Below are 23,009 nucleotides of genomic sequence, written 5' to 3' on the forward strand. Positions count from 1 at the left end.
CTGAAAACGGATTTTTTACGCGCCCAGCAACAGGTTTACGCGGCGGTTCTGTTTGCCCTTGTTTTCCACCTTGCCAAGGCGCACGGGGCCAATTTCGCCGGTGCGCGCCACATGGGTGCCACCACAGGGTTGCAGGTCGATCTGTTCGTCCTCGGTGCCGATGCGCACCAGACGCACGCGCCCCGCGCCCATAGGCGGTTTCACGGACATGGTTTTGACCAGACCGGGGTTCGCGGCCAGCTCATCATCGGTGATCCAATCGGTCGTGACCGCCAGATCGCGCTCGATCAGGGCGTTCAGCGCGGCCTCAAGCGCGTCTTTGTCCGCGGGCGCCTCGGGCATCATGAAATCCAGGCGCCCCTTTTCCGTGCCGATCTGCCCGCCCGTCACGGGCAGCGGGATCACCACCGACAACAGGTGCAGCGCCGTGTGCACGCGCATGTGGCGATAGCGGCGGTCAAAATCCAGAACCTGTGCGACCTCGGCCCCGACGGGCGGCAGGGGCGCGGGTTCGGCGGGCACAAGGATGATCGCGTCGCCCTCGCCCTTGATCGTCGTCGCGATATCCAGACGCGCCTCGCCCCAGATCAGGGTCCCGCTGTCCCCCGGTTGGCCGCCGCCGGTCGGGTAAAAGATCGAGGCATCCAAGATCACCCCGCCCTCGGGCGTGTGGGCCGTGACGGTCGCGGGGGCCTCGCGCAGATATGCGTCTTGGCGGAACAGGTCTTGGGTCATGGCGTCCTCCGTTATGCGGCTTAGCGCTCGCCGCCGTCGCCTGTATCAATGTCGCGCTGAACCGGTTTGTCGTCCTCGGTCGGCGCGGGCTCGGGGGGCTCTTGCGTCGGGGCGTCGGGTTCGCGTTTGGGCAAGGCCTCACCGCGCAGGGCCTCGGGGTTGCGCAGCCAGATGTCGCGCTGCGCAAACGGGATCTCGATCCCCTCATCGGTAAAGCGGCGCGCGATGGCGTGGTTCAGCTCGGACCGCGTCGGCAGGCCTTGGGTCACGTCGCGGATGACACAGCGCACCTCAAAGTCCAGCGAATCCGCGCCAAACCCCATGAAGGTCACCAAGGGCGGCGGGTTCACGATGACGAGCGGATGATCCTCGGCGATCTCTTGCAGGATGGCCTGAACGCGCTCGGTGTCCGTGCCATAGGCCACGCCGATGTTCAGAATGATGCGGCCCGTCATGCTGGATTTGGTCCAGTTGGTCACGGTGCCCGACACCAGATCGGCGTTGGGGACAATCACGTCGGTGCGGTCGAACGTCTCGATCCGTGTTGAGCGGACCGAGATGGATTGCACGGTACCCATGACGCCGCCGACCTCAATCCAGTCGCCCTCGGCCACGGGACGTTCGATCAACAGGATGATGCCCGAGACAAAGTTCGACACGATGTTTTGCAGGCCAAACCCGATCCCGACCGACAGGGCACCGGCCACAATCGCCAGCGACGACAGGTCGATCCCCGCCGAGGTGATCGCGACCACGGCGGCCAGAAAAATCCCGAGGTATCCGACGCCCGACACAATCGCGTTGCGCCCGCCGGTGTCGATCTTGGTTTTCGGCAGGACCGAGGTGCGCAAGCCCCCCTGCACCAGACGCGTGACCATATAGCCGACCACGAACACGGCAGCGAAGGTCAGGAAATCACCGGGCGAGATGCGGCTATCCCCGATCGAGACGCCCTCGACAAAGCGCGTCCAGACCTCGGTCAGGTCGGCCACCCGCGCGCCCCAGATCAGGGCCAGAACCGGCATCGCCAGCACCGCCAGAACAAAGCCCAGCAATACGGGGATCAACCCGTCCGTCGCGGTTTCGGGATCGCCCATGACCAAGGCATAGCCTTCGGTCACAAACCGCTGCAGCACGGCAACAAAGGCAAACAGGGCCAGCGAATGAATCGCCGGATAGGTCAGGTAATTGGCCGCCGCCGCGTAACCCGCCGCCGTCAACAGCGTCCCCACAACGGCCAGAGCCATCACCACCTGTGCAATCAGTCGGATGATCGAATTGCGGTATTTGCGCTCATCCTCGCCCTCGGGTTCGGCCAGAACATGTTGACGCATCAGCCGCCCCATCCGGAACAGCATCACCGCCGCCAGCACCACCAGCGGAAAGGACAGGGTCGCCATCGCCGCGTCGGAATAGCCCTCGGCCATCCCCACCCGCCGCAGCAGCGCCGCAAGCGCAAGGATCAACCCCATGCCGGCGGTCAGCCACCGGCCCTCGGACTGGCGCTCAATCGGGAGGTTGTCAAACAGGCATTTGCCCAGACCCGGTTTCGCAAACACCCGTCCGCCCAGCCAACGCGCGGCGAAAAACACCAGACCGACGCTGGGGATTGTGGCGATCAGACGGGTACCGCGCGTGCCCAAGAGGCCCGACAGGTTCACCGCCGTGACCACCAGAACCAGCCCCGCAAATGGCAGGGCAATCTGGCCCAGAGACGCGGGCAGGCCCACAATCAGGCGCAGGCGCGTCGCGTGGCCTTGGGTCAGGCGTTCGACCAGACGCTCCATCCACATCCGTCCGCGCAACAGCAGAACACCCGCAATCGCCAGACAAAGGATGATCAGGGGCAGGTTGTTGCGCAATTGGGTCAGGCGCACCGTATTGCCCAGATCGAACCGTGTTTCCGTCCACAGGCTAAGCGCCGTGCCCCGCAGGGCGTTCAGACCGGCAGTCCAATGCACAGGGTTCAGAGGCGATGGCCCAAGTTCCAGAATCTCCGCCGTCTGGCGGTCGCGGATCAGGGCGTCGATTTCCCCGATCAACCCATCCGCGCGGCGATAGGCCTCTTCGGCGGTCAGAACGGGGGCCTGAAGGCGCGACAGTTGTTCGTTCAACGCCGCGCGCCGGTCGGTGATTTCTTGGGGTTCAGTTTGCCCATCGGCGGGCGGATCGCCAAGCGCCTCAATCTGGTCGCGCAGGGTGTCGATACGCGCGCTGTTGATGCCTTGGGCCGTCAGAAACCGGCTGCGCCATGACACCAGTTCACTGCGCAACTGGTCAAAGGCGGCGTTGGACGCGCGCCCTGCGGCGATGGCGTCCTCTGCGCGGGTGGCGACCACCTCCCACGCGGTATAATCGGGGACCAGTGCCTCACTGCCGGCGCTGACTTGGGTGCTGGCGGTTTGCTGGGCCAACGTCACCGTCGGCCCCACCATCCACAGCGCGAAAATCAGCGTCAGCAGACGAAGCATGGTTATCAAGCCTCGTAAACCTCGGGCAGGTCAATCGAGCCAGAGTCCAGCCATTCCGGCACCGGCAGGCCCTTTTCCTTGAGGAATTCGGGGTTGAACAGTTTCGACTGATAGCGCGTGCCATAGTCACACAGGATCGTCACGATCGTGTGGCCCGGTCCCATTTCCTTGGCCATGCGCATCGCACCGGCGATGTTCACACCGGACGAGCCGCCAAGGCACAGACCCTCATCCGCCAGCAGATCGAATACGATCGGCAGGGCCTCTTCGTCGGAGATCTGATAGGCCATGTCGGGGGTAAAGCCCTCGAGGTTGGCGGTGATACGCCCTTGCCCGATACCCTCGGTGATCGAGCCGCCTTCGGACTTGAATTCCCCCGAGGTGTAAAAGCTATAGAGCGCCGCACCCATCGGATCGGCCAGACCGATTTTGACGCCCTTGGGTTGCAGCGCCATGCCAACACCGGCCAGCGTCCCGCCCGAGCCGACCGCACAGGCAAAGCCGTCAACCTTGCCGCCGGTCTGTTCCCAGATTTCGGGGCCGGTGGTTTCGATATGGGCCTGACGGTTGGCAACATTGTCAAACTGGTTCGCCCAGATCGCGCCATTGGGTTCGGTTTTCGCCAGTTCGGCGGCCAGACGGCCCGAATAGCGCACGTAGTTGTTGGGATCGCGATAGGGTTTCGCGGGGACCTGCACCAATTCCGCACCGGCCAAGCGGATCATGTCCTTTTTCTCTTGGCTCTGGGTTTCGGGAATGACGATCACGGTCCGGAACCCCAAGGACGCCCCGACCAGTGCAAGACCGATACCGGTGTTGCCCGCCGTGCCCTCGACAATCGTGCCGCCCGGGCGCAGCAGACCTTTGTCCATCGCGTCCTTGATGATGTAGAGCGCGGCGCGGTCCTTGACCGATTGACCGGGGTTCATGAATTCACATTTGCCCAGAATCTCACAGCCGGTGGCCTCCGACGGGCCATTGAGGCGCACCAGAGGCGTATTGCCGATCAGCGCTGCTAGGTCTTTTTTCATTCGTCCATTCCCTTTTGGCGGTTCCCTCTTAGGTATCCGTCGCGCGGGCGGACTTCAAGCTTGGGGACGCAACCCCTCGCGAATACGTGCAAGCCAGAGGAGAGAGAGGATCGCGGGGGCGTTCTCAAGCTCACCTGATTGGAACAAGTCCATGGCCTTGTAAAAGGGCAGAACATGGGCGCGGATATCCTCGCCCTCACCTTCCAGACCGCCCAGACCCGCCGCGCCGTCGGGCAGATCCGCAAGGCCGATATAGGAATAGAGGTATTCGGTCTTTGCCCCAGGCGACGGATAGTAATTCGCGACCGGAATCAATTCGCGCAACGTCAGGCCCGCCTCTTCCAACGCCTCGCGGCGCGCGCTGGTCTCGGGCGGCTCATGGGGTTCGGTGCGCCCCGCGATGGCCTCAAGCGACCAGACCTGCGCATCCCCGCGCACGAAGGGGCCCATGCGGAATTGTTCGACCAGCATCACGCGGTCGCGCACCGGATCATAGGGCAGAACGGTGACCGCATCGGTCGACACCCACGCGGCACGTTCGATGACGGGCGTAAAGGTGCCGTCGAACCGACGGTGGCGCAGATCGTATTCCTCGACCGAAAAGAAATGCGCGTATGGGCGACGTTTTTCAATGATTTCAACATCATCCGGCGCCATCTTGTGACGGACCTTCGCGGGATGATCACCAGTGGCCGCGCGAAGACGGGCGGCAGCACGGGCCTCGACCGAGCGCATGCGCGCGGCAATCGTTTCGGGCGGGCGGTGGCCGATCTCCTCGGTCACCTCATCGACCATGGCCACGACCAGCGCGGAAAACCGCCGTTGCCATGCGGGGAAATCCCATGCGTCCGAGGCGTCCCCGACCGGCGGACCATAGGCCCGCGCCCAGACCGTGCCACCCGCACAGGTCACATCGACCTCTTGCGCAGAGCAGCCAAAGGCGGTCATCACATAGTGCAGCCGTTCGAGCAGCGCGGGCGGCAAATCGATCAGCACATCGCCCGCAACCGTCCCGCCCGTCCGCGCGGACAGGCCCGCCATCGGCACAGCCCCGACCGACACCGCGTCAAAACCGGACAGGGACGCGGGCACGGGATCCGCCCCCGCCCCCAGAACCGCGTTCAGCACATCGCGGTCCCGCAACCGCCCGAACAGAAAAACAGATGTCATGTCGCCCCTATGACCAGCGCCGGTTGACCGCTTCGGCCCCCCATGCGGTGGCAATGGCACCCAAAATCAAAATTCCCATGACATCGGGCGAGGTAAGTGTCATCCGCCCGTATTCGACGCAGAGGTCGAACATGCCCACAATCGCCTCACCCGGGCCGTCATAGCGCAGCTTGGTCGCGCGGATGATCATCTCGCGCAGGGCATAGCCGCCGATTGCAAAGAACAGGAACACCGCCATGCCGCGCAGACCCACGGTCGCCCCGATGCGGTATCCGTTGCCGACATCCGCCCCCTGAATACGCCAGCCGATGATCCCACCAAGCGCGGCGTTGATCAGGCTGAACTGTTTGACCTGCGTGCCCTCAGGCAACAGCGGGATAAACGTCTCGGAGGCGTAATAGGCCACCGTGGCAAAGGCCAGCGCGGCAAAGAGTTTCGCGGCTGTGGGCATCGTGTCTCAGGTCCGTTCAAAATCCATCGCGGACAGTTTTGCCCGAGGCCCGCGCGGTGACAAGTGGGCCAGCACAAGTTTTCGGCGACCTGTGGCACGGATCAGTCGTCTCGCACGTCGTACGCCTCCAGCGCGCGCTTGCGCCCCTCGGCCAGATCAATGACCGGTTCGGGATAGGCCGCGTCCGGCGACAGGTTCCACGACCGTGGCACCGCATCGAAATAGGACAGTGCGGTTTTGGAGGGCGCGGCGCGTTCTTCGGCGATCCATGCCTTGCGATAGGCGTGATCGGCGTCGAACTTGTCCAGCTGCGTGTCGGGGTTGAAAATCCGGAAATAGGGCGCGGCATCGGGGCCAGATCCCGCAATCCACTGCCACCCCATCGCATTCGACGCGGGGTCCCAGTCGATCAGACAGTCGGCAAACCACGCCTGCCCGATGCGCCAATGGCTGAGCAGGTGTTTACACAGATAAGACCCCACAATCATGCGCGACCGGTTGTGCATCGTACCGGTCACATACATCTCGCGCATGGCGGCATCGACAAATTCGTTGCCCGTCCGACCCTGTTTCCACGCCACCACATCGGCGCGGGTTTCATCCGTGTTCCAGCCGAAATTATCCCAGCCCTCGCGCCAGTTGTCGGTGGTGATATGGGGCGTGTGATAGATCAGGTGATAGGCAAAGTCGCGCCAGACCAGTTCCTTGAGGAAATGTTCGGCGCCGCGCGCGCCCTCGGCCATGGCGCGGGCACCGGTGTGCCAGATGCGGGCGGGGGCGATTTCGCCATAGGTCAGGTTTTCGGACAGGCGTGAGGTCGCCTCGGCCGCCGGATAATCGCGCTCGGCCTTGTAGGCGTCGATCTTGTGCGCCACGAAGGCGCCAAGGCGACCGATCGCGGCCTCTTCGCCGACACAGGTGTGGGGTAAGACCACATCGCGCCCGCGCACCATCGCATCGCCCATGCCCCAGTCGTCCAGATCATCAGAGGCGGGCCATTCGGCGGGCGGATTCAAATCCTTGGGCGCGGCGATCAGATCGGCCACGGGTCGATCTTTAACTGCGCGCCAGAAGGGGCTGTAAACCTTATAGAAATCGCCGCCCGACTTGGTCTCGACCGTCCATGGCTCAAACAGGATGTGACCCGCATGGCTCTGGGCCGAAATGCCCTCGTCTTTGAGCGCAGATTTAACGCCCTCGTCCCGCTTGCGGCTTTCGGGATCATAGAGACGCGACCAATGCACCGCACCCGCCCCCGTCTCGGCAATCACGTCGCGCAGCACGTCAAGCGCCCGCCCACGGCGCAGGATCAACCGCGTGCCCTTGTCCGCCAGTTGCCGGGCCAGCACGGCCACTGACAGGCCCAACCGCCATTTCGGCGCTGCGCCCATGTCCTCGGTCACCTCGTCCAGAATGAACAGCGGGATCACCGGCGCACCGGCATTCACCGCCGCCGATAGGGCCGCATTGTCCGACAGGCGCAGATCGCGGCGAAACCACATGATGACGGGGGGCGTTTGGGTCATGATTGTCCTCGTGTAATCTGACCCTGATCTAGCGCGCCCCGCACAGGGTCAAGCGTTCACATCCACCACGACACGCCCCTGCACCTGACCGCGCAGGATATCGGCCCCAAGGGCGGGCAGATCGCCCAAGGTCACCAGACGCTCCATCCGTTCCAGACGGCTGAGCGGTAGGTCCGACACGATCCGGTTCCATGCGGTGATACGCGAGTCTCGCGGCTGCATCACACTGTCGATGCCCAACAGGTTCACACCCCGCAACAGGAACGGAATGACCGAGGCAGGCAAGTCCGCCCCACCCGCCAGACCAATCGCCGCGACCGAGGCGCCGTATTTCATCTGCCCCAAGACACGCGCCAACATCGCGCCACCCACCGCATCGACGCATCCCGCCCATGTTTCGGTTTCCAGAGGGCGCTTGACCGTTTCCGCCAGATCCTCACGCGGGACAATCTGGGTCGCACCTAGGTCGCGCAGATAGGCGTCGCTGTCGGGCCGTCCGGTGACCGCCGCCACCTCATACCCCAGATGCGCAAGGATCGTGACCGCGACCGAGCCGACCCCGCCGGAGGCACCGGTGACCAGAACCGGCCCCTGCCCTGGGACCATGCCCTGCGCCTCAAGCGCCTGAACGGCCAACATCGCGGTCAAGCCCGCCGTGCCCACCGTCATCGCCTGCCGCGCGCTAAGGCCTTCGGGCAGCGGGACCAGCCAATCACCGCGCACCCGCGCCTTTTGCGCATAGCCGCCCCAATGCACCTCGCCCACACGCCAGCCGGTCAGGATCACCTTGTCACCGGGTGCGAACCGCACATCCTCGGACGCCTCGACCGTGCCCGCGAAATCAATCCCCGGCACATGGGGGTATTTGCGCACCAATCCGCCGCCCTTGGGGCTAAGGCACAGACCGTCCTTGTAGTTCAGCGTCGAGTACTCGACCGCCACAACCACCTCGCCTTCAGGCAGGTCATCGACCGCGATCTGCCGGATATGCGGCGTCGCCTTGCCGTCGGCGTCCTGCTCCATCACCAATGCGTTGAACATCTTGACCTCCCTCGGTTGTCCGCGCCCACCCTGACACGGGCCGCGCATCGCAACAACACCCCTATCCCCACGTCGCAGCGTCAAAAATCCGAACACAGATGCTTCACAAAGAGGCGAGAGCACGCCTAGGGTTGACCCGACGATCAAATCCCTCTTGCCGGTTGAAGACGCCTCTACTAGCGTCTTTTCAACCACACCGCCCACTCACGGGCCCAACCAATAGGGACAGTCATGAACCCCACCAAAAAACTGCTTGTTTCCGTGGCCGCCGCCGCACTGGCAACCACCGCCCATGCGGCGGACAGCGACCTTCTGGTCTTTGACTATTCCGGGTTCGAAGACCCCGCCTTCCACGCCGATTACGTCGCCAAACACGGCGACAGCCCCGAGTTCGCCTTCTTCGGTGACGAAGAAGAAGCGTTCCAGAAACTGCGCTCGGGCTTTAAAACCGACGTCAGCCACGTCTGCGCCGGTTCGGTCAAGAAATGGGTCGACAGCGGCATTCTGGAACCGTGGGACAGCTCGAAAATCGACGCCTTTGACACCCTGAACGCCGATCTGGTGGGTCAGGACATTCTGGCCGGCAACGAAGAGCTCTACTTTGTGCCGACCGATTTCGGCTCGACCGCCATCGCCTATAACGCCGATGAAGTCCCCGCCGAAGACGTCGCCACCCTGAACGTCTTTACCAACCCCGCCTATGCGGGCCGCGTGACCCTGCCCGATAACGTCGATGACGCCTATGCGCTGGCCTATCTGGCGACGGGCACCACCAACTGGACCGATGCGACGGATGAACAGTTCAAGGCCGCCTCGGACTGGCTGCGCGCCGTTCACCCGAACCTGCGCACCTACTGGGTCGATCCCGGTGAACTGGCGCAACTTCTGGCCACCGGCGAGGTTCTGGTCAGCTGGGCATGGAACGAAACCCTGCCCACCATGGCCGAAACCGACTTCCCGATCGGCTTTGCCCGCGAACCCCAAGAGGGCTCGTCGCTGTGGCTCTGTGGTTATGTGAACCTCAAAGACGCCCCCGGCTCCGAGGACAAGGCATACGACTTCCTGAACGCGATGCTGGCCCCGAACTCGACCGTCGCCCTGATGGACGCCGGTTACGGTCAGGCCAACGACGCAGGCATGGAGGCCCTTGGCCTTGACGCGCAAATCGAGGTCGGCCTCGGCCCCATCGACGCCCCCGTTCTGGCCCAACTGCCGATCTCGGGCGAACAGCGCGAACGCCAGGCTTCCGAGTTCGAAAAGATCAAGGCCGGCTTCTAATCGCCTGACCTAACACCCAAAAATCGAAAACGCCGCCCTCAAACGGGGCGGCGTTTTTCATGTCAAAACCTCATCACATATCCCGACCTGAGACCGCCGCGCCTGCGGCGGGCGAGGCATAAAAATGGCCCGCATCGCGGGCCGCATTTAGGTCAGAACTTGCCCATCCGGCGCAGCGCACGTTGGGCTTGGCGCGCGCGTTTGGCGGTTTGTTTCATCTGTTTGTTCGACCGCTGCGCCGCTTGGCGCTCTTCCGGTGTCATCTCCTCGGGGCGCTTGCCCTTACGCGACGCCATATCGATGCCCTTGTTCACGCCCTTGCTGACGAACATGTTGATCGCCTTGCGCATGATCATATTGATCAGCCTATTGGTGTTCATTCGCCCGCTCCTATGCGTCGTCCTCAAACATATCGACCTGATCGTCGCCGGTCGCGTCTTCATCGTCCTGCGGCCCGTCCAGACCCGGCGTCACGCGGTTTTCCAACAATCCGGCGGCGCGCAGCTCTTTCAGCCCCGGCAGGTCCCGCGCGCTCTCCAGACCAAAGTGATCCAGAAACGCCTGTGTCACCACAAACGTCACCGGTCGCCCCGGGGTCATGCGCCGCCGCCCGAACCGGATCCACTCCAGTTCCAGCAACTGATCAATCGTCCCCCGACTGACCGAGACACCGCGGATTTCCTCAATCTCGGCCCGCGTCACAGGTTGATGATAGGCAATGATGGCCAGTGTTTCGATAGCCGCACGGGAAAGTTTCCGTGTTTCAACGGTTTCTTTCTGCATCAGAAACGCCAGATCGGGTGCTGTGCGCATCGCCCAGCCCTCGCCGACCTTGACCACCCGCACGCCGCGCCCCTCATAGCGGCGGCGCAACAGGTCCAGTGCCGCCCCCGCGTCACAGCCATGCGGCATCCGCCCGTTCAACTCGCTCACCCCGACAGGCTCGGCCGAGGCAAACAGGATCGCCTCAACCATGCGTTCCTGCTCGGCCAATGGCGGGGCCTCGAACAGGGACTGTTCGCTGTCCTCAGGCGCGTTTACGGCGTTGTCCTGATCGCTGTCTGTGTCGCTCATGCCTTGCCATCCGCTTTCTTACGTATCTCGATCGGGGCGAATGTTTCGCCCTGCCGGATTTCGATTTGCCCCTGTTTCACCATCTCCAGAGACGCGGCAAAGGTCGCCGCCGTGGCGCTGCGCCGCTTGGCCGGATCCACCTCCCAACCCTCGGGCAGATAGCTCGACAGGCTGGTCCATGTGCCCGCAAAATGGATCAGGCCCCGCATCCGGTCCAGCGCCTCTTCCATCGTAAAGACCGATTCACGGTCCAGAACAAAGGGCCGGAAATCGTCCTTGGTGCGCGTGCGCGCATAGGCCTGCATCAGGTCCAACAGGGTCGCCGTATAGGTCACGCGCCGCACGCGCTCGACCCCTTCGGGCACGCCACGGGCAAAGAAATCCCGCCCCAACTGGTCGCGTGCCATCAATTGCGCGGCGGCGTCGCGCATCGCCTGAAGGCGCTGCAACTGAAACGCCAGATGCGCGGCAAGCTCTTCACCGCTAGGCCCCTCATCGGCAGGATCGGGTGGCAGCAACAGGCGCGATTTCAAAAAGGCCAGCCACGCCGCCATCACCAGATAATCCGCCGCCAGTTCGAGGCGCAATTCCTTGGCGCGCTCGACAAAAACCAGATATTGCTGGGCCAGTTTCAGGATAGAAATCTTAAGCAGATCAACCTTTTGCGTCCGCGACAGGGTCAGCAAAAGGTCCAAAGGCCCCTCGAACCCCTCGACATCAACGATCAGGGCCTCGGCGGCCAGACGTTCCTGCACATCAAGGTGCAGGTCGCTGAATTCCTCTTGCTCAGCCATCCCCGGACAGGCCCGCGATCAGGGCCTCCCACTGGGCCGAAAGGGCGTCCAGATCACCGGCCGCGTCCTCGGCGCGCATCGCGATCACACGCGCCGCGCGGGCATGGGCGGCGGCGGTCATGGGACCGGCGGCCTCGGCCACCTCTTCCATCTCGGCCAAGTCGCCATTGCAATGCAACACCACGTCACAGCCCGCCGCGATGGCGGCATGGCTGCGGCTGTGGATCGTGCCGCTGAGGGCCTGCATTGAGATATCGTCGGACATCAACAGGCCGTTGAACCCAAGGTCACTGCGCATAAGGTCGATCATGCGGGGCGAAACCGTCGCGCACAAGTCCGGTTCGATCGCCGCATAGACCACATGCGCCGTCATCCCCATCGGGATATCGGACAGCTCGGCAAAAGGCGCGAAATCGGTGGCGCGCAGGACGTCCTCGGCCAGATCGACACGGGGCAGTTCCAGATGGCTGTCCGCCGTGGCCGCACCATGGCCCGGAATATGTTTCAGAACCGGCAGAACCCCACCGGCCAGCAATCCGTCCGACACCGCGCGGCCCAATTCGCCCACCCGCGCGGGCGTATCCCCGTAACAGCGGTTCAGCAGGATTTCATGCGTGTCGGGGCGCATCACATCGGCGCAGGGCGCACAGTTCCCGTCGATCCCCAGCGCGCGCAGTTCCGCGGCAATGATGCGATAGCGCAGATGGAACACCTCCGCGGCACGATCACCGGCGCGGGCGGCCTCATCCAGCGGCGCCAACCAGTCGCGCGCCAGCGGCGGGCGCAGACGGGCAACGCGCCCGCCCTCTTGGTCGATCAGGATCGGCGCGTTCCACCCGACGCTTTCGCGCAGGTCGGAACACAGCGCGCGGATTTGATCGGGCGTGACGATGTTGCGGGCAAACAGGATAAAGGCGAACGGCTGGGTCCGCGCGAAAAACGCGCGTTCCTCGGGCAACAGTGCTGTGCCCGCGCAGCCGGCGATAAACGCGCCAAGGGTATCAGGGATCATCGGGCCACCGCCGGAATGCAATCCGCGTTTTCAGCCGTCAGAGCGGCACAGAACCGGCGCGCATCCGACAGGTCGTCAAAGCCGATGGCGCGCAGGCGATAAAACGTCCGACCGCCCTGCACCGCCGATTGAACGACGCGGGATTTACCGGCCATGAAACTGTCAAACCGCCCCGACAGGCGCTGCCATTCGGCGCGGGCGACCTCGGCGCTGTCAAAGGCGCCAAGTTGCACCATCGCGGTGCCGACGGGCACGGCGGCGGGATCGACCTCGGACACAGGCGCGGTGGCGGGGTCCAGCGCGGCCAGTTGCGTGCCACTGGACGAGACATTCGCCAGTTCCAAGGCAACGGGGCGCGGACGCGGGCGCAGGGACCGCGCCAGACCGTCATCGGTGCTTGCGGCGGCCTGTTCACCAAGCGGCGGCTCGGTGAACGGGGCCTCGTCGCGGGTGACTTCCTCAACCAAGGCCAGTGCGGCGGCCACGGCGGCATCGGTGCCGGTCAGGGTCGCGGGATCGGGCACCCCTTCGGGCACGACCAGAACGGGGGCCTCGGCCGCCTCTTCGGGGGCGGGCTCCGCCTCGGCGTCAGGTTCGGCGGTGAGGCTGGCCAGACTGCTGCGCGGGTCCAGTTCGGGTTGCGGTTTGTCCTCGGGGGCCAGATCGACGGGCTTGGGCGCCAGCAACAGTTGATCGGCGGGTGGCGCGGCACTGCCCTCGGCGGCGACTTGGTTCACGGACAGACCTTGGTGATCGGCCTGACGGCCACCGGGATCATCGGGGGTGACGCGCGCGGGGCCTTCCATCGCCTGAATGACAGGCACGCCACTGACATCGCGCACGGCCAACTGATAGCCCCAGACGCCCAGCCCCACCACCAGACCAAGGGACACAACCGCCCCCGTCCAGTTCATAAACGTGGTCAGCGCACCGGGACCACGCGGCGCGTCTTCATAGCCATAGTCATAGCCGTCGTCGTCTTCGGAATAGTCATCGTCATACGCATCCGACGCCTGATAGTCATACTCATCGTCGTCGTAATCGAAATCGTCGACACCCGCCATTGTCGCCTCTTGTGCTCAAAGGGGCGTGTGCCTGTGCACCGCCCGGTCTTGCTTGCCTGCCTGTCCGGACGGTGCGCTTGGTTTGATCAGCGCATTTCTTCTGCCGGAGTTACGCCGAGAATACCAAGACCGGCGGAAATAACAACGGCTACGGCCCGCGCCAGCGCGATTTTCGCCTGAGACGTCGCCGCGTCGCCCTCTTGGATAAAGCGCAGCGACAGATCGTCGTTGCCACGGTTCCAGAGCCCGTGGAACTCACCGGCCAGTTCATAGAGGTAGAACGCCACGCGGTGGGGTTCGTTCGTGCGGGCGGCGATTTCCACCAGACGCGGCCATTCGGCGATCTTTTTCGCGACGGTCAACTCGGCCTCATGAGTCAGGCCCGACAGGTCCGCCGCCGACAAAGTGGCGTCATCAATGGTGATCCCCGCCTCGGCCGCCTTGCGCAGGACCGAGCACACCCGCGCATGCGCGTATTGCACATAGAAAACGGGGTTGTCCTTGGACTGTTCCAAGGCCTTGTCGAAATCAAAGTCCAGCGGCGCGTCGTTCTTGCGCGTCAGCATGACGAAACGGGTCACATCCGCGCCCACCTGATCAACCACATCGCGCAGGGTGATAAAGGTCCCCGCCCGCTTGGACATCTTGAACGGCTCGCCGTTTTTGAACAGACGCACCAGTTGGATCAGCTTGATGTCCAACGGCACCTTGTTTTCCGAAAGCGCGGCCACGGCGGCCTTCATCCGTTTGACATAGCCACCGTGATCGGCGCCGAACACGTCGATCAGCTGATCATAGCCACGGGTGACCTTGTCATAGTGATACGCGATATCGGGCGCGAAATAGGTCCAGCCCCCGTCGGATTTCATGATCGGACGGTCCACGTCATCGCCATAGTCGGTCGATTTGAACAGGGTCTGCTCGCGCGGTTCCCAATCCTCGGGGGTTTTGCCCTTGGGCGGTTCCAGCGTGCCGCGATAGATCAGACCCTTGTCGCGCAGGTCCTCAATCGCGGCCTCAATCCGGCCCGTGCCATAGAGCGACTTTTCGCTAAAGAACACGTCCATTTTGACACCCAGCGCGGCCAGATCGCCGCGGATCAGGTCCATCATCGCGTCGGTGGCAAATTCGCGCACCTCTTCCAGCCAGAACTGTTCGCCCTTGCCGATGAACGCGTCACCGACCTTGGCCTTCAGGGCCTCGCCGACCTCAACCAGATAGTCACCGGGATAGGTGCCTTCGGGGAATTCGACGGTTTCGCCATGCGCCTCAAGGTAACGCAGGTAGACCGAGCGCGCCAAAACGTCGACCTGTGCGCCGCCATCGTTGATGTAGTATTCGCGCGTGACGTCATAGCCCGCAAAGTCCAGCAGGCTGCTCAGGGCATCGCCGAACACCGCGCCGCGCGTATGGCCGACATGCATCGGGCCGGTCGGGTTGGCCGAGACGAATTCGACGTTCACCTTGGTGTTCGCGCCCATGTCCGAGCGCCCGAAATCCGTGCCGGTCCCAAGGGCCGCGCGCACGATGTCCTGCCACAGACCGGGGGCCAGACGCAGGTTCAGGAACCCGGGGCCTGCGACCTCGGCACTGATGATGCGCGCATCCGCGGCCAGCTTTTCGGCCAGCGCATCGGCGATGTCGCGCGGTTTCATCTTGGCGGGTTTGGCCAGAACCATCGCGGCGTTGGTCGCCATATCGCCATGGGCCGCATCGCGCGGGGGTTCGACCGCCACGTTGTCATAGCCAAGATCCGCCGGCAGACGGCCCTCGGCCACCAAGCCATCCAGACAATCGACGACGAGTGCACGCAGTTCGCTAAACAGGTTCATAGCAGGCCCTTTGTTTCTTTGCCGTGGGGTTTACCACGGGTACGGGCCGCGTCAATGCGCCGTTTAGCCGTTTTGGGCTGCGGGGGCCTCGGGTTCGGGGGGCACCATAGCGATCACGCGGGTACCCGGCACATCGCGCACGCCCTCGCGGTCGCCATGCAGACGCAGGGTCCCGTTCGGCCCCAGCGTCGCGACGATCACGCCCTCGGGGTTCTTGTCCGCCCAGTGCTCTAGCGTGAACTCTTCACTGAGGCGCGTCACGCGGAAGGTCCAGCCCTTGGTCATCAGGGACGCCAATTCAAGGTAGCTCGCCCCCTTGGCGATCTCGCGCCCGCCCAGTGTCGCGGGCAGCGCATGGCGCGCGCTTTCCTGTTTGGCGGGGCGCAGTTGATAGACATGCTCGCGCCCGTATTCCGGCGCAAGGTCGGTCGCCACAAGGGTGTTATAGGCGTCGTTGTCCGTGGCCGCGATCAGCTTGCCGAAATTCATCGCCTCGACGTTATGTTCCGCCGCCTCGGACAGGACATCGCCGAAATAGGTCGGCAGGCCCAGTTCGCGCGCCGTGCGCAGGCGCGACCGGTTCGCGTCGGTGATCAACACCGGCACCTCGGCCTTTTGCAGGGCCTCACCGAACGCCGCCGCCCAGCGCGAGCCGCCCACGATCAGAACACCGGGCGTTTCGCCGCCCGCAAGGCCCAGCGCGCGCGCAAATGGCGTCAGGCTAAAGCCATGCAAAACCACCGTCGCCGCCACAAGGACGAACGCCAACGGCCCGATCAGTTGCGCCTGTTCCAGACCGAGATCGACCAGACGTTCGCCAAACAGACCCGCCACCGCGACCAAGACCACACCGCGCGGGCCGGTGAACGCCACCAGAACCCGTTCGGCCATCGGTACGCCACTAAAGGCCAGCGCGGTCAGCACCGTCAGGGGCCGCGCAACAAAGATCACCACCGCGACCAAGGCCGCCGCCCGCCAGTCCAAGAGCGCCAGCCGGTCGAAATCCAGGCCCGCCGACAACAGGATAAACACCCCCGACACCAACAGGATGGTCGCGTGTTCCTTGAACCGGCGCATCTCGGCGTAACTGGGCAGATCGGCATTGGCGATATAGACGCCCATGATCGTGACGGTCAAAAGGCCGCTTTCATGCAGCACCCCATCGGCCAGCGCAAAGACACCCAGCAGAACGGTGAACAGGACCGGCACCTTCATGTATTCGGGCACGGCGGCCTCACGGAACGCCTTGGCCACGCCCCAACCAGCCAAGAGGCCCAGTACGGTCGCCACAACCAGACCGAGGATCAGTTCCTGAACCGCCTCGCCTGCCGATGTGGTGGAATGCAGAACCGTCACAACCTCAAACGCCAGAACGGCGGCAAGGGCACCGACGGGGTCGTTGACGATCGCCTCCCACTGCAGCAATTGCGCGGGACGACGTTTCAGGCGCGCCTGTCGCAACAGGGGCGCAATCACGGTCGGACCAGTCACGATCATGATCCCGCCGAACACAGAGGCACTGCCCCAATCCAGACCGGCCACGTAATGCAGGGCCAGCGTGGACATCAGCCACCCAAGCGGCGCACCGACAAACACCAACCGCCGCACACCAACGGCGGCGTCGCGCAAACTGTCACGGTTCAGGGTCAGGCCGCCCTCAAACAGGATAATCGCCACGGCAATCGCGATCATGGGCTGCATCAAGGGCCCCACATCGCGGGCGGGATCGAACACACCGGCGACGGGGCCAATGATAATCCCCGCCAACAGCATCAGAACAATCGCCGGCAGGCGCAACCGCCACGCCAGCCATTGCGACCCCACGCCCAGCGCGCCCACAAGGGCAAACGCCATTACCGGCGCAATCGCCCCCTCAGTCCCTGTTGCCATCTATGTATCCCCTGATCCGCGCAATATGTTTTTGGTCAATCAAGGTGAACATAGCACGTCACAGACCTTTGGCGAGGTCCCCACCTATAAGCCTTTGGTATTCCTGCATGGCAAAGCGGTCCGTCATCCCCGAGATGTAATCGGACACGATACGGGCCAGCGTGACCTCATCCGCCGCCTCGGCCACGTCCTTGCGCCACTGACGCGGCAACAGTTCGGGGTTCTCCATGAACAGCGGGAAGAGCTCATGCACCATGGCCGTCACCTTTTTGCGCATGGCAACGACGCTGGGCGCGCGGTACATGCGGGTGAACAGGAACTGGCGGATGACCTTCAGCTTTTCCCACAGTTCCGGCGTGAACTGCACCATGGGCCGCCCCGCCATCCGGATATCGCCCGAGGTTTTCGGGTCCAGTTCCGCCAGACGGGCCTTGGCCACGTCGATCACATCATCGACCAGCACGCCAAAGAACCGGCGCAGGGCCTCATGGCGGCGGCGGTAATAGTTCAGACCCGGATATTTGCGATCCACGGCGGCAAAGCATTCGTCCAGCACCGGCAGTTCGGCCAGTTCGTCGGTGGAGAACAGTTCCGCCCGCAGACCGTCGTGCAGATCGTGGTTGGAGTACGCGATATCATCGGCCAGCGCGGCAACCTGTGCCTCGCAACTGGCATAGGTGTGCAGTTCCAGATCGTGGATGTCGTTATATTCCGCCAACGCATAAGGCAGATCCCCCGTCACAGGGCCGTTGTGTTTCGCGATCCCCTCCAGCGTCTCCCACGTCAGGTTCAGACCGTCGAATTCCGCGTAATGGCGTTCCAATCGGGTGACGATGCGGATCGCTTGGGCATTGTGGTCAAACCCGCCATAGGGCGCCATCAGTTCGGCCAGCGCGTCCTCGCCCGTGTGACCGAACGGCGTATGCCCAAGGTCATGGGCCAGCGCCACCGCCTCGGTCAGTTCGATATTCAGGCCCAGCACATTGGAAATCGTGCGCGCCACCTGACCGACCTCGATCGAATGGGTCAGACGGGTGCGGAAATAATCGCCCTCATGTTCGATGAACACTTGGGTCTTGTGTTTCAACCGCCGAAAGCTGGAGGCGTGGATGATGCGGTCGCGATCCCGTTGAAAGCAGGAACGAAACACGCTCTCTTCTTCTGGGTATAAACGCCCCCGTGTATTTTCGGGGTGACAGGCAAAAGGCGCAAGCATGCTCTCTCCGGCTTGTGGGGTCCTTGAGGAGTACTTATATTGGTTTTGATACAGTTACGAGACGGATTTGGACCAATGGACCTGACCCTGCCCCCCAAAGTGACCGACCGCGCCTTTGATCGCCTGTCCGAAATCGGTGCCGCCGATCAGGGCAAGGCCCTGCGCATCGCGGTTGAAGGCGGTGGATGCTCGGGGTTTCAGTACAATATCGTTCTGGACGATGTGACGCCCGATGACCTTGTGCTTGAGGGCAGCGGCGAAAAGGTCGTGGTCGATAGCGTCTCTTTGCCGTTCTTGACCAATGCCGTCATCGACTTTACCGAAGAGCTGATCGGCGCGCGCTTTGTGATCGAGAACCCCAATGCCACCGCTTCGTGCGGCTGCGGGACCAGTTTCTCAATCTAAATCCCCACGCGCCTCTGGACCTCTGAACCCAAGGACAATGGCCTATGGCGGCGCGCCCCTATGATTGTGTGATCCTCGGGGCCGGTGCGGCCGGTCTGATGTGCGCGATCCATGCGGGCGCGACGGGTAAACGCGTTCTGGTTCTGGACCACGCCCGCGCCGCAGGTGAGAAAATCCGCATCTCGGGCGGGGGGCGGTGCAATTTCACCAACCTCGACGTGACGGCGGCGAATTTCATCTCGCAAAACCCGCATTTCGCCAAATCCGCGCTGGCCCGCTATACCCAATGGGATTTCATCGACCTTTTGGCCCAGCACAACGTGACATGGCACGAAAAGACATTGGGTCAGCTGTTTTGCGACACCTCGGCCAAGGATATCGTGCGCGTCCTGCTGGACGAGGTCGCCCACGCCGGCGGTGAGATCCGCGTGAAAACGGGCGTCGCCGGTGTCACCAAGGCCGACAGCGGGTTTATCGTCACCCTAGAGGACGGGCGCGCCATCCCCGCCACGCAGCTGGTCATCGCGACGGGCGGCAAATCCATCCCGAAAATGGGCGCAACCGGTTTCGGCTATCAGATCGCGGAACAGTTCGGGCATGGCATCGTCGATCCGCGCCCCGCATTGGTGCCGCTGACATTCGGGGATACATTCGCGCCGCTGGCCGGAACCGCCCTGCCCGCGCGGGTGACATGCAACGGCACCACGTTCGATGAATCGATCCTGTTCACGCATCGCGGTCTGTCCGGTCCCGCGATCCTGCAGATCAGCAGCTATTGGCGCGAAGGCGACGCGATTTCCGTGAACCTGATCCCCGATGGCACCGGATACGACACCCTGCGCACGCGCCGCGCCAGCGATGGGCGCAAGGCCATCGGCACGGTTCTGGGCGATCTTTTGCCCGGACGTCTGGCCGCCTATTGGACGGAACAAAACGGGCTAAGCGGCAATCTGGCCGATTGGTCGGACAAGCGCCTGACCGAGCTGACAGACCAGATCGCGGCATGGTCCCTGACCCCGTCGGGCAGTGAGGGCTATCGCACCGCCGAGGTCACATTAGGCGGGGTCGATACCGCCACCCTGTCGTCCAAGGACATGTCCAGCACCCTGATCCCCAACCTCTATTTCATCGGTGAGGTCGTCGACGTCACCGGATGGCTAGGCGGGTATAATTTCCAATGGGCGTGGTCCTCGGGCGCGGCGGCGGGACGCGCCATCGCCGCGGCCTAGGGTTTTCCCCACTGGACGTGCCTTGCGCGCGACGTAAACTGACCCGCGAGGTGGTCGGTAAAGGTATCCCATGCGTGTTTTGATGATCGGCAGCGGCCCGAACGCCGTCGACGCCCGCGACTTTGACGGGTTCGATGCGGTCGTGGCCATCAACAACGCGTGGCGCATCCGCCCCGATTGGACGCATCACATCCACCCCGAGGATTTCCCGACCGACCGCCACCCGCCCGATGTGAACGCGGGCCAGACCATCGTCACCTACCGCGATTACGTGCCCATTCAGAACGAGTTTGGTGGGTTCGTCTATGCGGGCGGGACGATGGCCTTTACCGCCGGATACTGGGCGCTGGGGCATCTGCGCCCGCGCCTGATCGCCTTTATCGGCTGTGACATGACCTATGCCGCGACGGGGGCCACGCATTTTTACGGCACCGGCACGGCGGACCCGTTGCGCGATGATGTGACCCTGCGCGATCTAAGTGCCAAATCCGCGCGTCTGATGGTGATGGGGGCCGCGCGGGGATGCGCCATGGTGAACCTGTCCCGCGCGGATCAAAGCCGCCTGATCCTGCCCCGCGCCGCGCCCCATGACAGGCCCCCGCCCCGCCCGTTTGATGCGCGCGCGGTGGAACGGGCGCGCGATCTGGAACGCGCGCTGAACTACACCACGCCCGACGGGCGCTATTGGCAGGACACGGGCCATATCGACGTGGGCGCGTTGGACCGACTGGACGCGCTCTGGATGCGGGCGGCAAGTGCTGGACTTTCCCCCAGCGGACAGGGATAGTCGCGCCAGACTGCGCCGACGGGGGATCACATGAAAATCGCGACGTTCAACATCAACGGGATCAAGGCCCGCCTGCCCGCCCTTTTGGACTGGCTGGATGAGGCACAGCCCGATGTCGCCCTGTTGCAAGAGATCAAATCGGTGGACGAGGGCTTTCCCCGCGAACCGTTTGAAGAGCGCGGCTATAACGTCGAAACCCATGGGCAAAAGAGCTTTAACGGCGTGGCGATCCTGTCGAAACTGCCGCTTGAGGACGTCACGCGCGGATTGCCCGGTGATGACGCGGATGAACAGGCGCGCTGGATCGAGGCGACGGTGGTCGGCAAAACCGCGATCCGTCTGTGTGGTCTCTACCTGCCCAACGGAAACCCCTGTCCGGGTCCGAAATACGACTACAAACTGGCGTGGATGAAACGTCTTGAGGCACGGGCGCGCGATCTGTTGGCGGCCGAGGAACCGGCGCTGATGGCGGGCGATTACAACATCATCCCGCAGGATGAGGACGCCAAACGCCCCGAGGTCTGGCAAGAGGACGCCCTTGCCCGCCCCGAGAGCCGCGCGGCCTTTCGCCGGATCGTGAACCTCGGCTTTACCGAGGCATTTCGTGCCCGCACCCGTGGGCCCGGCCACTATAGTTTCTGGGATTATCAGGCGGGCGCGTGGAACCGTGACGATGGCATCCGCATCGACCACTTTCTGCTGACCCCGCAATGCGCGGACCTGTTGATGGACTGCAAGATCGACAAGGACATCCGCGCCCGCGAAAAGCCGTCCGATCACGTGCCGGTCTGGGTCGAACTGGACGCCTAATCCGCCAAGGGCTGGGCCGTCTCCACAAGGCGCGCGAAATAGGACGCGCCGACGGGGGCGACCGCGTCGTTGAAGTCATAGCCCGGATTGTGCAGCGACGCGCCGGGCCCAATCCCCAGATACATGAACGCCCCCGGTTTGCGTTCCAGCATGAACGAAAAATCCTCAGCCCCCATGCCGCGTTCGACATCGGGGTCCACATTGTCCGCCCCGACCAGATCGGCGGCCACCTCGGCGGCAAACGCGGCCTTTTCCGCGTCGTTGATCGTGGCGGGATAGCCTTCGAGCACATCCAGACGCGCGGCCAGACCATGGGCCGACGCCGTGCCCTCAACCACCTCATCCAGACGGCGCAACAGGGTCTCGCGCAGCTCGGGGTCGAACGTGCGCAGCGTGCCGTTGATAAAGGCCGTGTCGGGGATGACGTTGCTGGCCGTGCCTGCGTGGATTTGCGTGACCGAAAGGACCGCCTGTTGCATCGGACCGGTGTTGCGGCTGACCAGCGATTGCAGGATTTGCACCATCGCTACGGCAGCAATCAGGGGATCGCGCGTGTCCTCGGGATGGGCCGCATGACCGCCCTGCCCCGTGATATGGATTTCGAAATCGTCCACGGCGGCCAAGATCGGACCGGGCGTGGTTTGCATATGCCCCGCCTCTAGCCCCGGCAAGTTGTGGATCGCATAGACCTGCGCCACCGGAAAGCGGTCGAACAACCCGTCGTCGATCATCGCCTTGCCGCCGCCGCCGTCCTCTTCGGCGGGTTGAAAGATCAATGCGACACTGCCCGAAAACCGGCGCGTTTCGGCCAGATATTTCGCCGCGCCCAGCAGCATCGTCATATGCCCGTCATGCCCGCAGGCGTGCATCTTGCCCGCGACCGTCGACGCATAGGCCTTGCCCGTGGTTTCCTGCATCGCCAGCGCATCCATATCCGAGCGCAGCCCGATCATCGGCCCCGCCCCGCGCCCGTGGATCACCGCAACGACACCGGTTTTGCCGATCCCCTCATGCACCTCATCCACGCCGAATTCGCGCAGACGCTCGGCCACATAGGCGGCGGTCTCATGGCACTCAAAACCAATTTCGGGATGCATATGCAGGTGGCGCCGCCATGCCGTCATTTCATCTGCAAACCCTGCGATACGGTTTAGAACGGGCATGGGTGGACTCCTTGGGCCGAACGGTTCAGG

21 protein-coding genes are annotated in these 23,009 nt (G+C 63.6%); 5 read left to right on the plus strand and 16 right to left on the minus strand.

The window, feature by feature from the left end:
* Positions 1 to 15 precede the first annotated feature (15 nt).
* From R1W00_RS00595 to R1W00_RS00625, 7 genes are all read right to left on the minus strand, one after another.
* Positions 16 to 735, minus strand: a complete 720-nt coding sequence (locus R1W00_RS00595; RefSeq protein ID WP_317260772.1) for an alanyl-tRNA editing protein — start codon at positions 733 to 735, stop codon at positions 16 to 18.
* Between the two features lie 20 nt (positions 736 to 755).
* Complete coding sequence (locus tag R1W00_RS00600; RefSeq protein WP_317260773.1) at positions 756 to 3,206, minus strand: DUF3772 domain-containing protein; 2,451 nt, start codon at positions 3,204 to 3,206, stop codon at positions 756 to 758.
* Between the two features lie 5 nt (positions 3,207 to 3,211).
* Positions 3,212 to 4,237, minus strand: a complete 1,026-nt coding sequence (locus tag R1W00_RS00605; protein ID WP_317260774.1) for a cysteine synthase A — start codon at positions 4,235 to 4,237, stop codon at positions 3,212 to 3,214.
* Between the two features lie 54 nt (positions 4,238 to 4,291).
* On the minus strand, positions 4,292 to 5,407 hold the full coding sequence (locus R1W00_RS00610) for an NUDIX domain-containing protein (protein ID WP_317260775.1): 1,116 nt from the start codon (positions 5,405 to 5,407) through the stop codon (positions 4,292 to 4,294).
* A 7-nt stretch (positions 5,408 to 5,414) separates the two neighbouring features.
* Positions 5,415 to 5,858, minus strand: a complete 444-nt coding sequence (locus R1W00_RS00615; RefSeq protein WP_317260776.1) for a TrgA family protein — start codon at positions 5,856 to 5,858, stop codon at positions 5,415 to 5,417.
* Positions 5,859 to 5,959: 101 nt separating this feature from the next.
* Positions 5,960 to 7,384, minus strand: coding sequence for a deoxyribodipyrimidine photo-lyase (locus R1W00_RS00620; RefSeq protein ID WP_317260777.1), 1,425 nt, complete (start codon positions 7,382 to 7,384; stop codon positions 5,960 to 5,962).
* Between the two features lie 48 nt (positions 7,385 to 7,432).
* Entirely contained in the window at positions 7,433 to 8,425 is a 993-nt protein-coding gene (locus tag R1W00_RS00625) for an MDR family oxidoreductase (protein WP_317260778.1), read from the minus strand.
* Between the two features lie 231 nt (positions 8,426 to 8,656).
* On the opposite strand from R1W00_RS00625, the gene R1W00_RS00630 reads away from it, so the two are divergent.
* Entirely contained in the window at positions 8,657 to 9,703 is a 1,047-nt protein-coding gene (locus tag R1W00_RS00630) for an extracellular solute-binding protein (RefSeq protein ID WP_317260779.1), read from the plus strand.
* Between the two features lie 152 nt (positions 9,704 to 9,855).
* Here R1W00_RS00630 and R1W00_RS00635 read toward each other — a convergent pair whose 3' ends face one another.
* The 8 genes from R1W00_RS00635 to R1W00_RS00670 all read right to left on the minus strand — a co-directional run bounded on the left by R1W00_RS00635 (position 9,856) and on the right by R1W00_RS00670 (position 18,585).
* The gene (locus R1W00_RS00635; RefSeq protein ID WP_317260780.1) at positions 9,856 to 10,083 is read right to left on the minus strand and encodes a hypothetical protein; all 228 of its coding nucleotides are present in this window, start codon (positions 10,081 to 10,083) and stop codon (positions 9,856 to 9,858) included.
* 10 nt (positions 10,084 to 10,093) lie between these two features.
* Entirely contained in the window at positions 10,094 to 10,777 is a 684-nt protein-coding gene (gene scpB, locus R1W00_RS00640) for an SMC-Scp complex subunit ScpB (protein ID WP_317260781.1), read from the minus strand.
* A complete protein-coding gene (locus tag R1W00_RS00645) occupies positions 10,774 to 11,571 on the minus strand; it encodes a ScpA family protein (protein ID WP_317260782.1) in 798 nt (265 codons plus the stop codon). The genes scpB and R1W00_RS00645 overlap by 4 nt, the downstream gene beginning before the upstream one ends.
* Positions 11,564 to 12,583, minus strand: coding sequence for a glycoside hydrolase family 3 N-terminal domain-containing protein (locus R1W00_RS00650; protein ID WP_317260783.1), 1,020 nt, complete (start codon positions 12,581 to 12,583; stop codon positions 11,564 to 11,566). The genes R1W00_RS00645 and R1W00_RS00650 overlap by 8 nt, the downstream gene beginning before the upstream one ends.
* Positions 12,580 to 13,647 carry an SPOR domain-containing protein gene (locus R1W00_RS00655; protein ID WP_317260784.1) on the minus strand — a complete coding sequence of 356 codons (1,068 nt, stop codon included), beginning with the start codon at positions 13,645 to 13,647 and terminating at the stop codon, positions 12,580 to 12,582. Before R1W00_RS00655 ends, R1W00_RS00650 begins: the two co-directional genes overlap by 4 nt.
* Before the next feature lie 86 nt (positions 13,648 to 13,733).
* Complete coding sequence (gene argS / locus R1W00_RS00660; RefSeq protein WP_317260785.1) at positions 13,734 to 15,479, minus strand: arginine--tRNA ligase; 1,746 nt, start codon at positions 15,477 to 15,479, stop codon at positions 13,734 to 13,736.
* A 63-nt stretch (positions 15,480 to 15,542) separates the two neighbouring features.
* Complete coding sequence (locus R1W00_RS00665) at positions 15,543 to 17,369, minus strand: cation:proton antiporter (RefSeq protein ID WP_317260786.1); 1,827 nt, start codon at positions 17,367 to 17,369, stop codon at positions 15,543 to 15,545.
* A 58-nt stretch (positions 17,370 to 17,427) separates the two neighbouring features.
* Complete coding sequence (locus tag R1W00_RS00670; RefSeq protein WP_317260787.1) at positions 17,428 to 18,585, minus strand: deoxyguanosinetriphosphate triphosphohydrolase; 1,158 nt, start codon at positions 18,583 to 18,585, stop codon at positions 17,428 to 17,430.
* A gap of 81 nt (positions 18,586 to 18,666) precedes the next feature.
* Between R1W00_RS00670 and R1W00_RS00675 the strand changes: the two genes are divergently transcribed.
* The 4 genes from R1W00_RS00675 to xth all read left to right on the plus strand — a co-directional run bounded on the left by R1W00_RS00675 (position 18,667) and on the right by xth (position 21,816).
* On the plus strand, positions 18,667 to 18,990 hold the full coding sequence (locus tag R1W00_RS00675) for an iron-sulfur cluster assembly accessory protein (protein WP_317261583.1): 324 nt from the start codon (positions 18,667 to 18,669) through the stop codon (positions 18,988 to 18,990).
* 44 nt (positions 18,991 to 19,034) lie between these two features.
* Positions 19,035 to 20,219 (plus strand): NAD(P)/FAD-dependent oxidoreductase, encoded by a 1,185-nt coding sequence (locus R1W00_RS00680; protein WP_317260788.1) that lies wholly within the window; start codon positions 19,035 to 19,037, stop codon positions 20,217 to 20,219.
* A gap of 70 nt (positions 20,220 to 20,289) precedes the next feature.
* Entirely contained in the window at positions 20,290 to 21,006 is a 717-nt protein-coding gene (locus tag R1W00_RS00685; RefSeq protein ID WP_317260789.1) for a hypothetical protein, read from the plus strand.
* A 30-nt stretch (positions 21,007 to 21,036) separates the two neighbouring features.
* Positions 21,037 to 21,816 carry an exodeoxyribonuclease III gene (gene xth, locus R1W00_RS00690; RefSeq protein WP_317260790.1) on the plus strand — a complete coding sequence of 260 codons (780 nt, stop codon included), beginning with the start codon at positions 21,037 to 21,039 and terminating at the stop codon, positions 21,814 to 21,816.
* Here xth and R1W00_RS00695 read toward each other — a convergent pair.
* A complete protein-coding gene (locus R1W00_RS00695) occupies positions 21,813 to 22,979 on the minus strand; it encodes a M20 aminoacylase family protein (protein ID WP_317260791.1) in 1,167 nt (388 codons plus the stop codon). The genes xth and R1W00_RS00695 overlap by 4 nt on opposite strands.
* Between the last annotated feature and the right edge of the window lie 30 nt (positions 22,980 to 23,009).

Origin of the sequence: Rhodovulum sp. FJ3 (genome assembly GCF_032918305.1) — a bacterium.
In the GTDB taxonomy this organism is placed as follows: domain Bacteria; phylum Pseudomonadota; class Alphaproteobacteria; order Rhodobacterales; family Rhodobacteraceae; genus SAT37.

What these genes read in the sequence shown, in the direction of transcription:
- R1W00_RS00595 (WP_317260772.1), bottom strand. Translation starts at nt 735, where the DNA reads ATGACCCAAGACCTGTTCCGCCAAGACGCATATCTGCGCGAGGCCCCC.
- R1W00_RS00600 (WP_317260773.1), bottom strand. Translation starts at nt 3,206, where the DNA reads ATGCTTCGTCTGCTGACGCTGATTTTCGCGCTGTGGATGGTGGGGCCG.
- R1W00_RS00605 (WP_317260774.1), bottom strand. Translation starts at nt 4,237, where the DNA reads ATGAAAAAAGACCTAGCAGCGCTGATCGGCAATACGCCTCTGGTGCGC.
- R1W00_RS00610 (WP_317260775.1), bottom strand. Translation starts at nt 5,407, where the DNA reads ATGACATCTGTTTTTCTGTTCGGGCGGTTGCGGGACCGCGATGTGCTG.
- R1W00_RS00615 (WP_317260776.1), bottom strand. Translation starts at nt 5,858, where the DNA reads ATGCCCACAGCCGCGAAACTCTTTGCCGCGCTGGCCTTTGCCACGGTG.
- R1W00_RS00620 (WP_317260777.1), bottom strand. Translation starts at nt 7,384, where the DNA reads ATGACCCAAACGCCCCCCGTCATCATGTGGTTTCGCCGCGATCTGCGC.
- R1W00_RS00625 (WP_317260778.1), bottom strand. Translation starts at nt 8,425, where the DNA reads ATGTTCAACGCATTGGTGATGGAGCAGGACGCCGACGGCAAGGCGACG.
- R1W00_RS00630 (WP_317260779.1), top strand. Translation starts at nt 8,657, where the DNA reads ATGAACCCCACCAAAAAACTGCTTGTTTCCGTGGCCGCCGCCGCACTG.
- R1W00_RS00635 (WP_317260780.1), bottom strand. Translation starts at nt 10,083, where the DNA reads ATGAACACCAATAGGCTGATCAATATGATCATGCGCAAGGCGATCAAC.
- scpB (WP_317260781.1), bottom strand. Translation starts at nt 10,777, where the DNA reads ATGAGCGACACAGACAGCGATCAGGACAACGCCGTAAACGCGCCTGAG.
- R1W00_RS00645 (WP_317260782.1), bottom strand. Translation starts at nt 11,571, where the DNA reads ATGGCTGAGCAAGAGGAATTCAGCGACCTGCACCTTGATGTGCAGGAA.
- R1W00_RS00650 (WP_317260783.1), bottom strand. Translation starts at nt 12,583, where the DNA reads ATGATCCCTGATACCCTTGGCGCGTTTATCGCCGGCTGCGCGGGCACA.
- R1W00_RS00655 (WP_317260784.1), bottom strand. Translation starts at nt 13,647, where the DNA reads ATGGCGGGTGTCGACGATTTCGATTACGACGACGATGAGTATGACTAT.
- argS (WP_317260785.1), bottom strand. Translation starts at nt 15,479, where the DNA reads ATGAACCTGTTTAGCGAACTGCGTGCACTCGTCGTCGATTGTCTGGAT.
- R1W00_RS00665 (WP_317260786.1), bottom strand. Translation starts at nt 17,369, where the DNA reads ATGGCAACAGGGACTGAGGGGGCGATTGCGCCGGTAATGGCGTTTGCC.
- R1W00_RS00670 (WP_317260787.1), bottom strand. Translation starts at nt 18,585, where the DNA reads ATGCTTGCGCCTTTTGCCTGTCACCCCGAAAATACACGGGGGCGTTTA.
- R1W00_RS00680 (WP_317260788.1), top strand. Translation starts at nt 19,035, where the DNA reads ATGGCGGCGCGCCCCTATGATTGTGTGATCCTCGGGGCCGGTGCGGCC.
- R1W00_RS00685 (WP_317260789.1), top strand. Translation starts at nt 20,290, where the DNA reads ATGCGTGTTTTGATGATCGGCAGCGGCCCGAACGCCGTCGACGCCCGC.
- xth (WP_317260790.1), top strand. Translation starts at nt 21,037, where the DNA reads ATGAAAATCGCGACGTTCAACATCAACGGGATCAAGGCCCGCCTGCCC.
- R1W00_RS00695 (WP_317260791.1), bottom strand. Translation starts at nt 22,979, where the DNA reads ATGCCCGTTCTAAACCGTATCGCAGGGTTTGCAGATGAAATGACGGCA.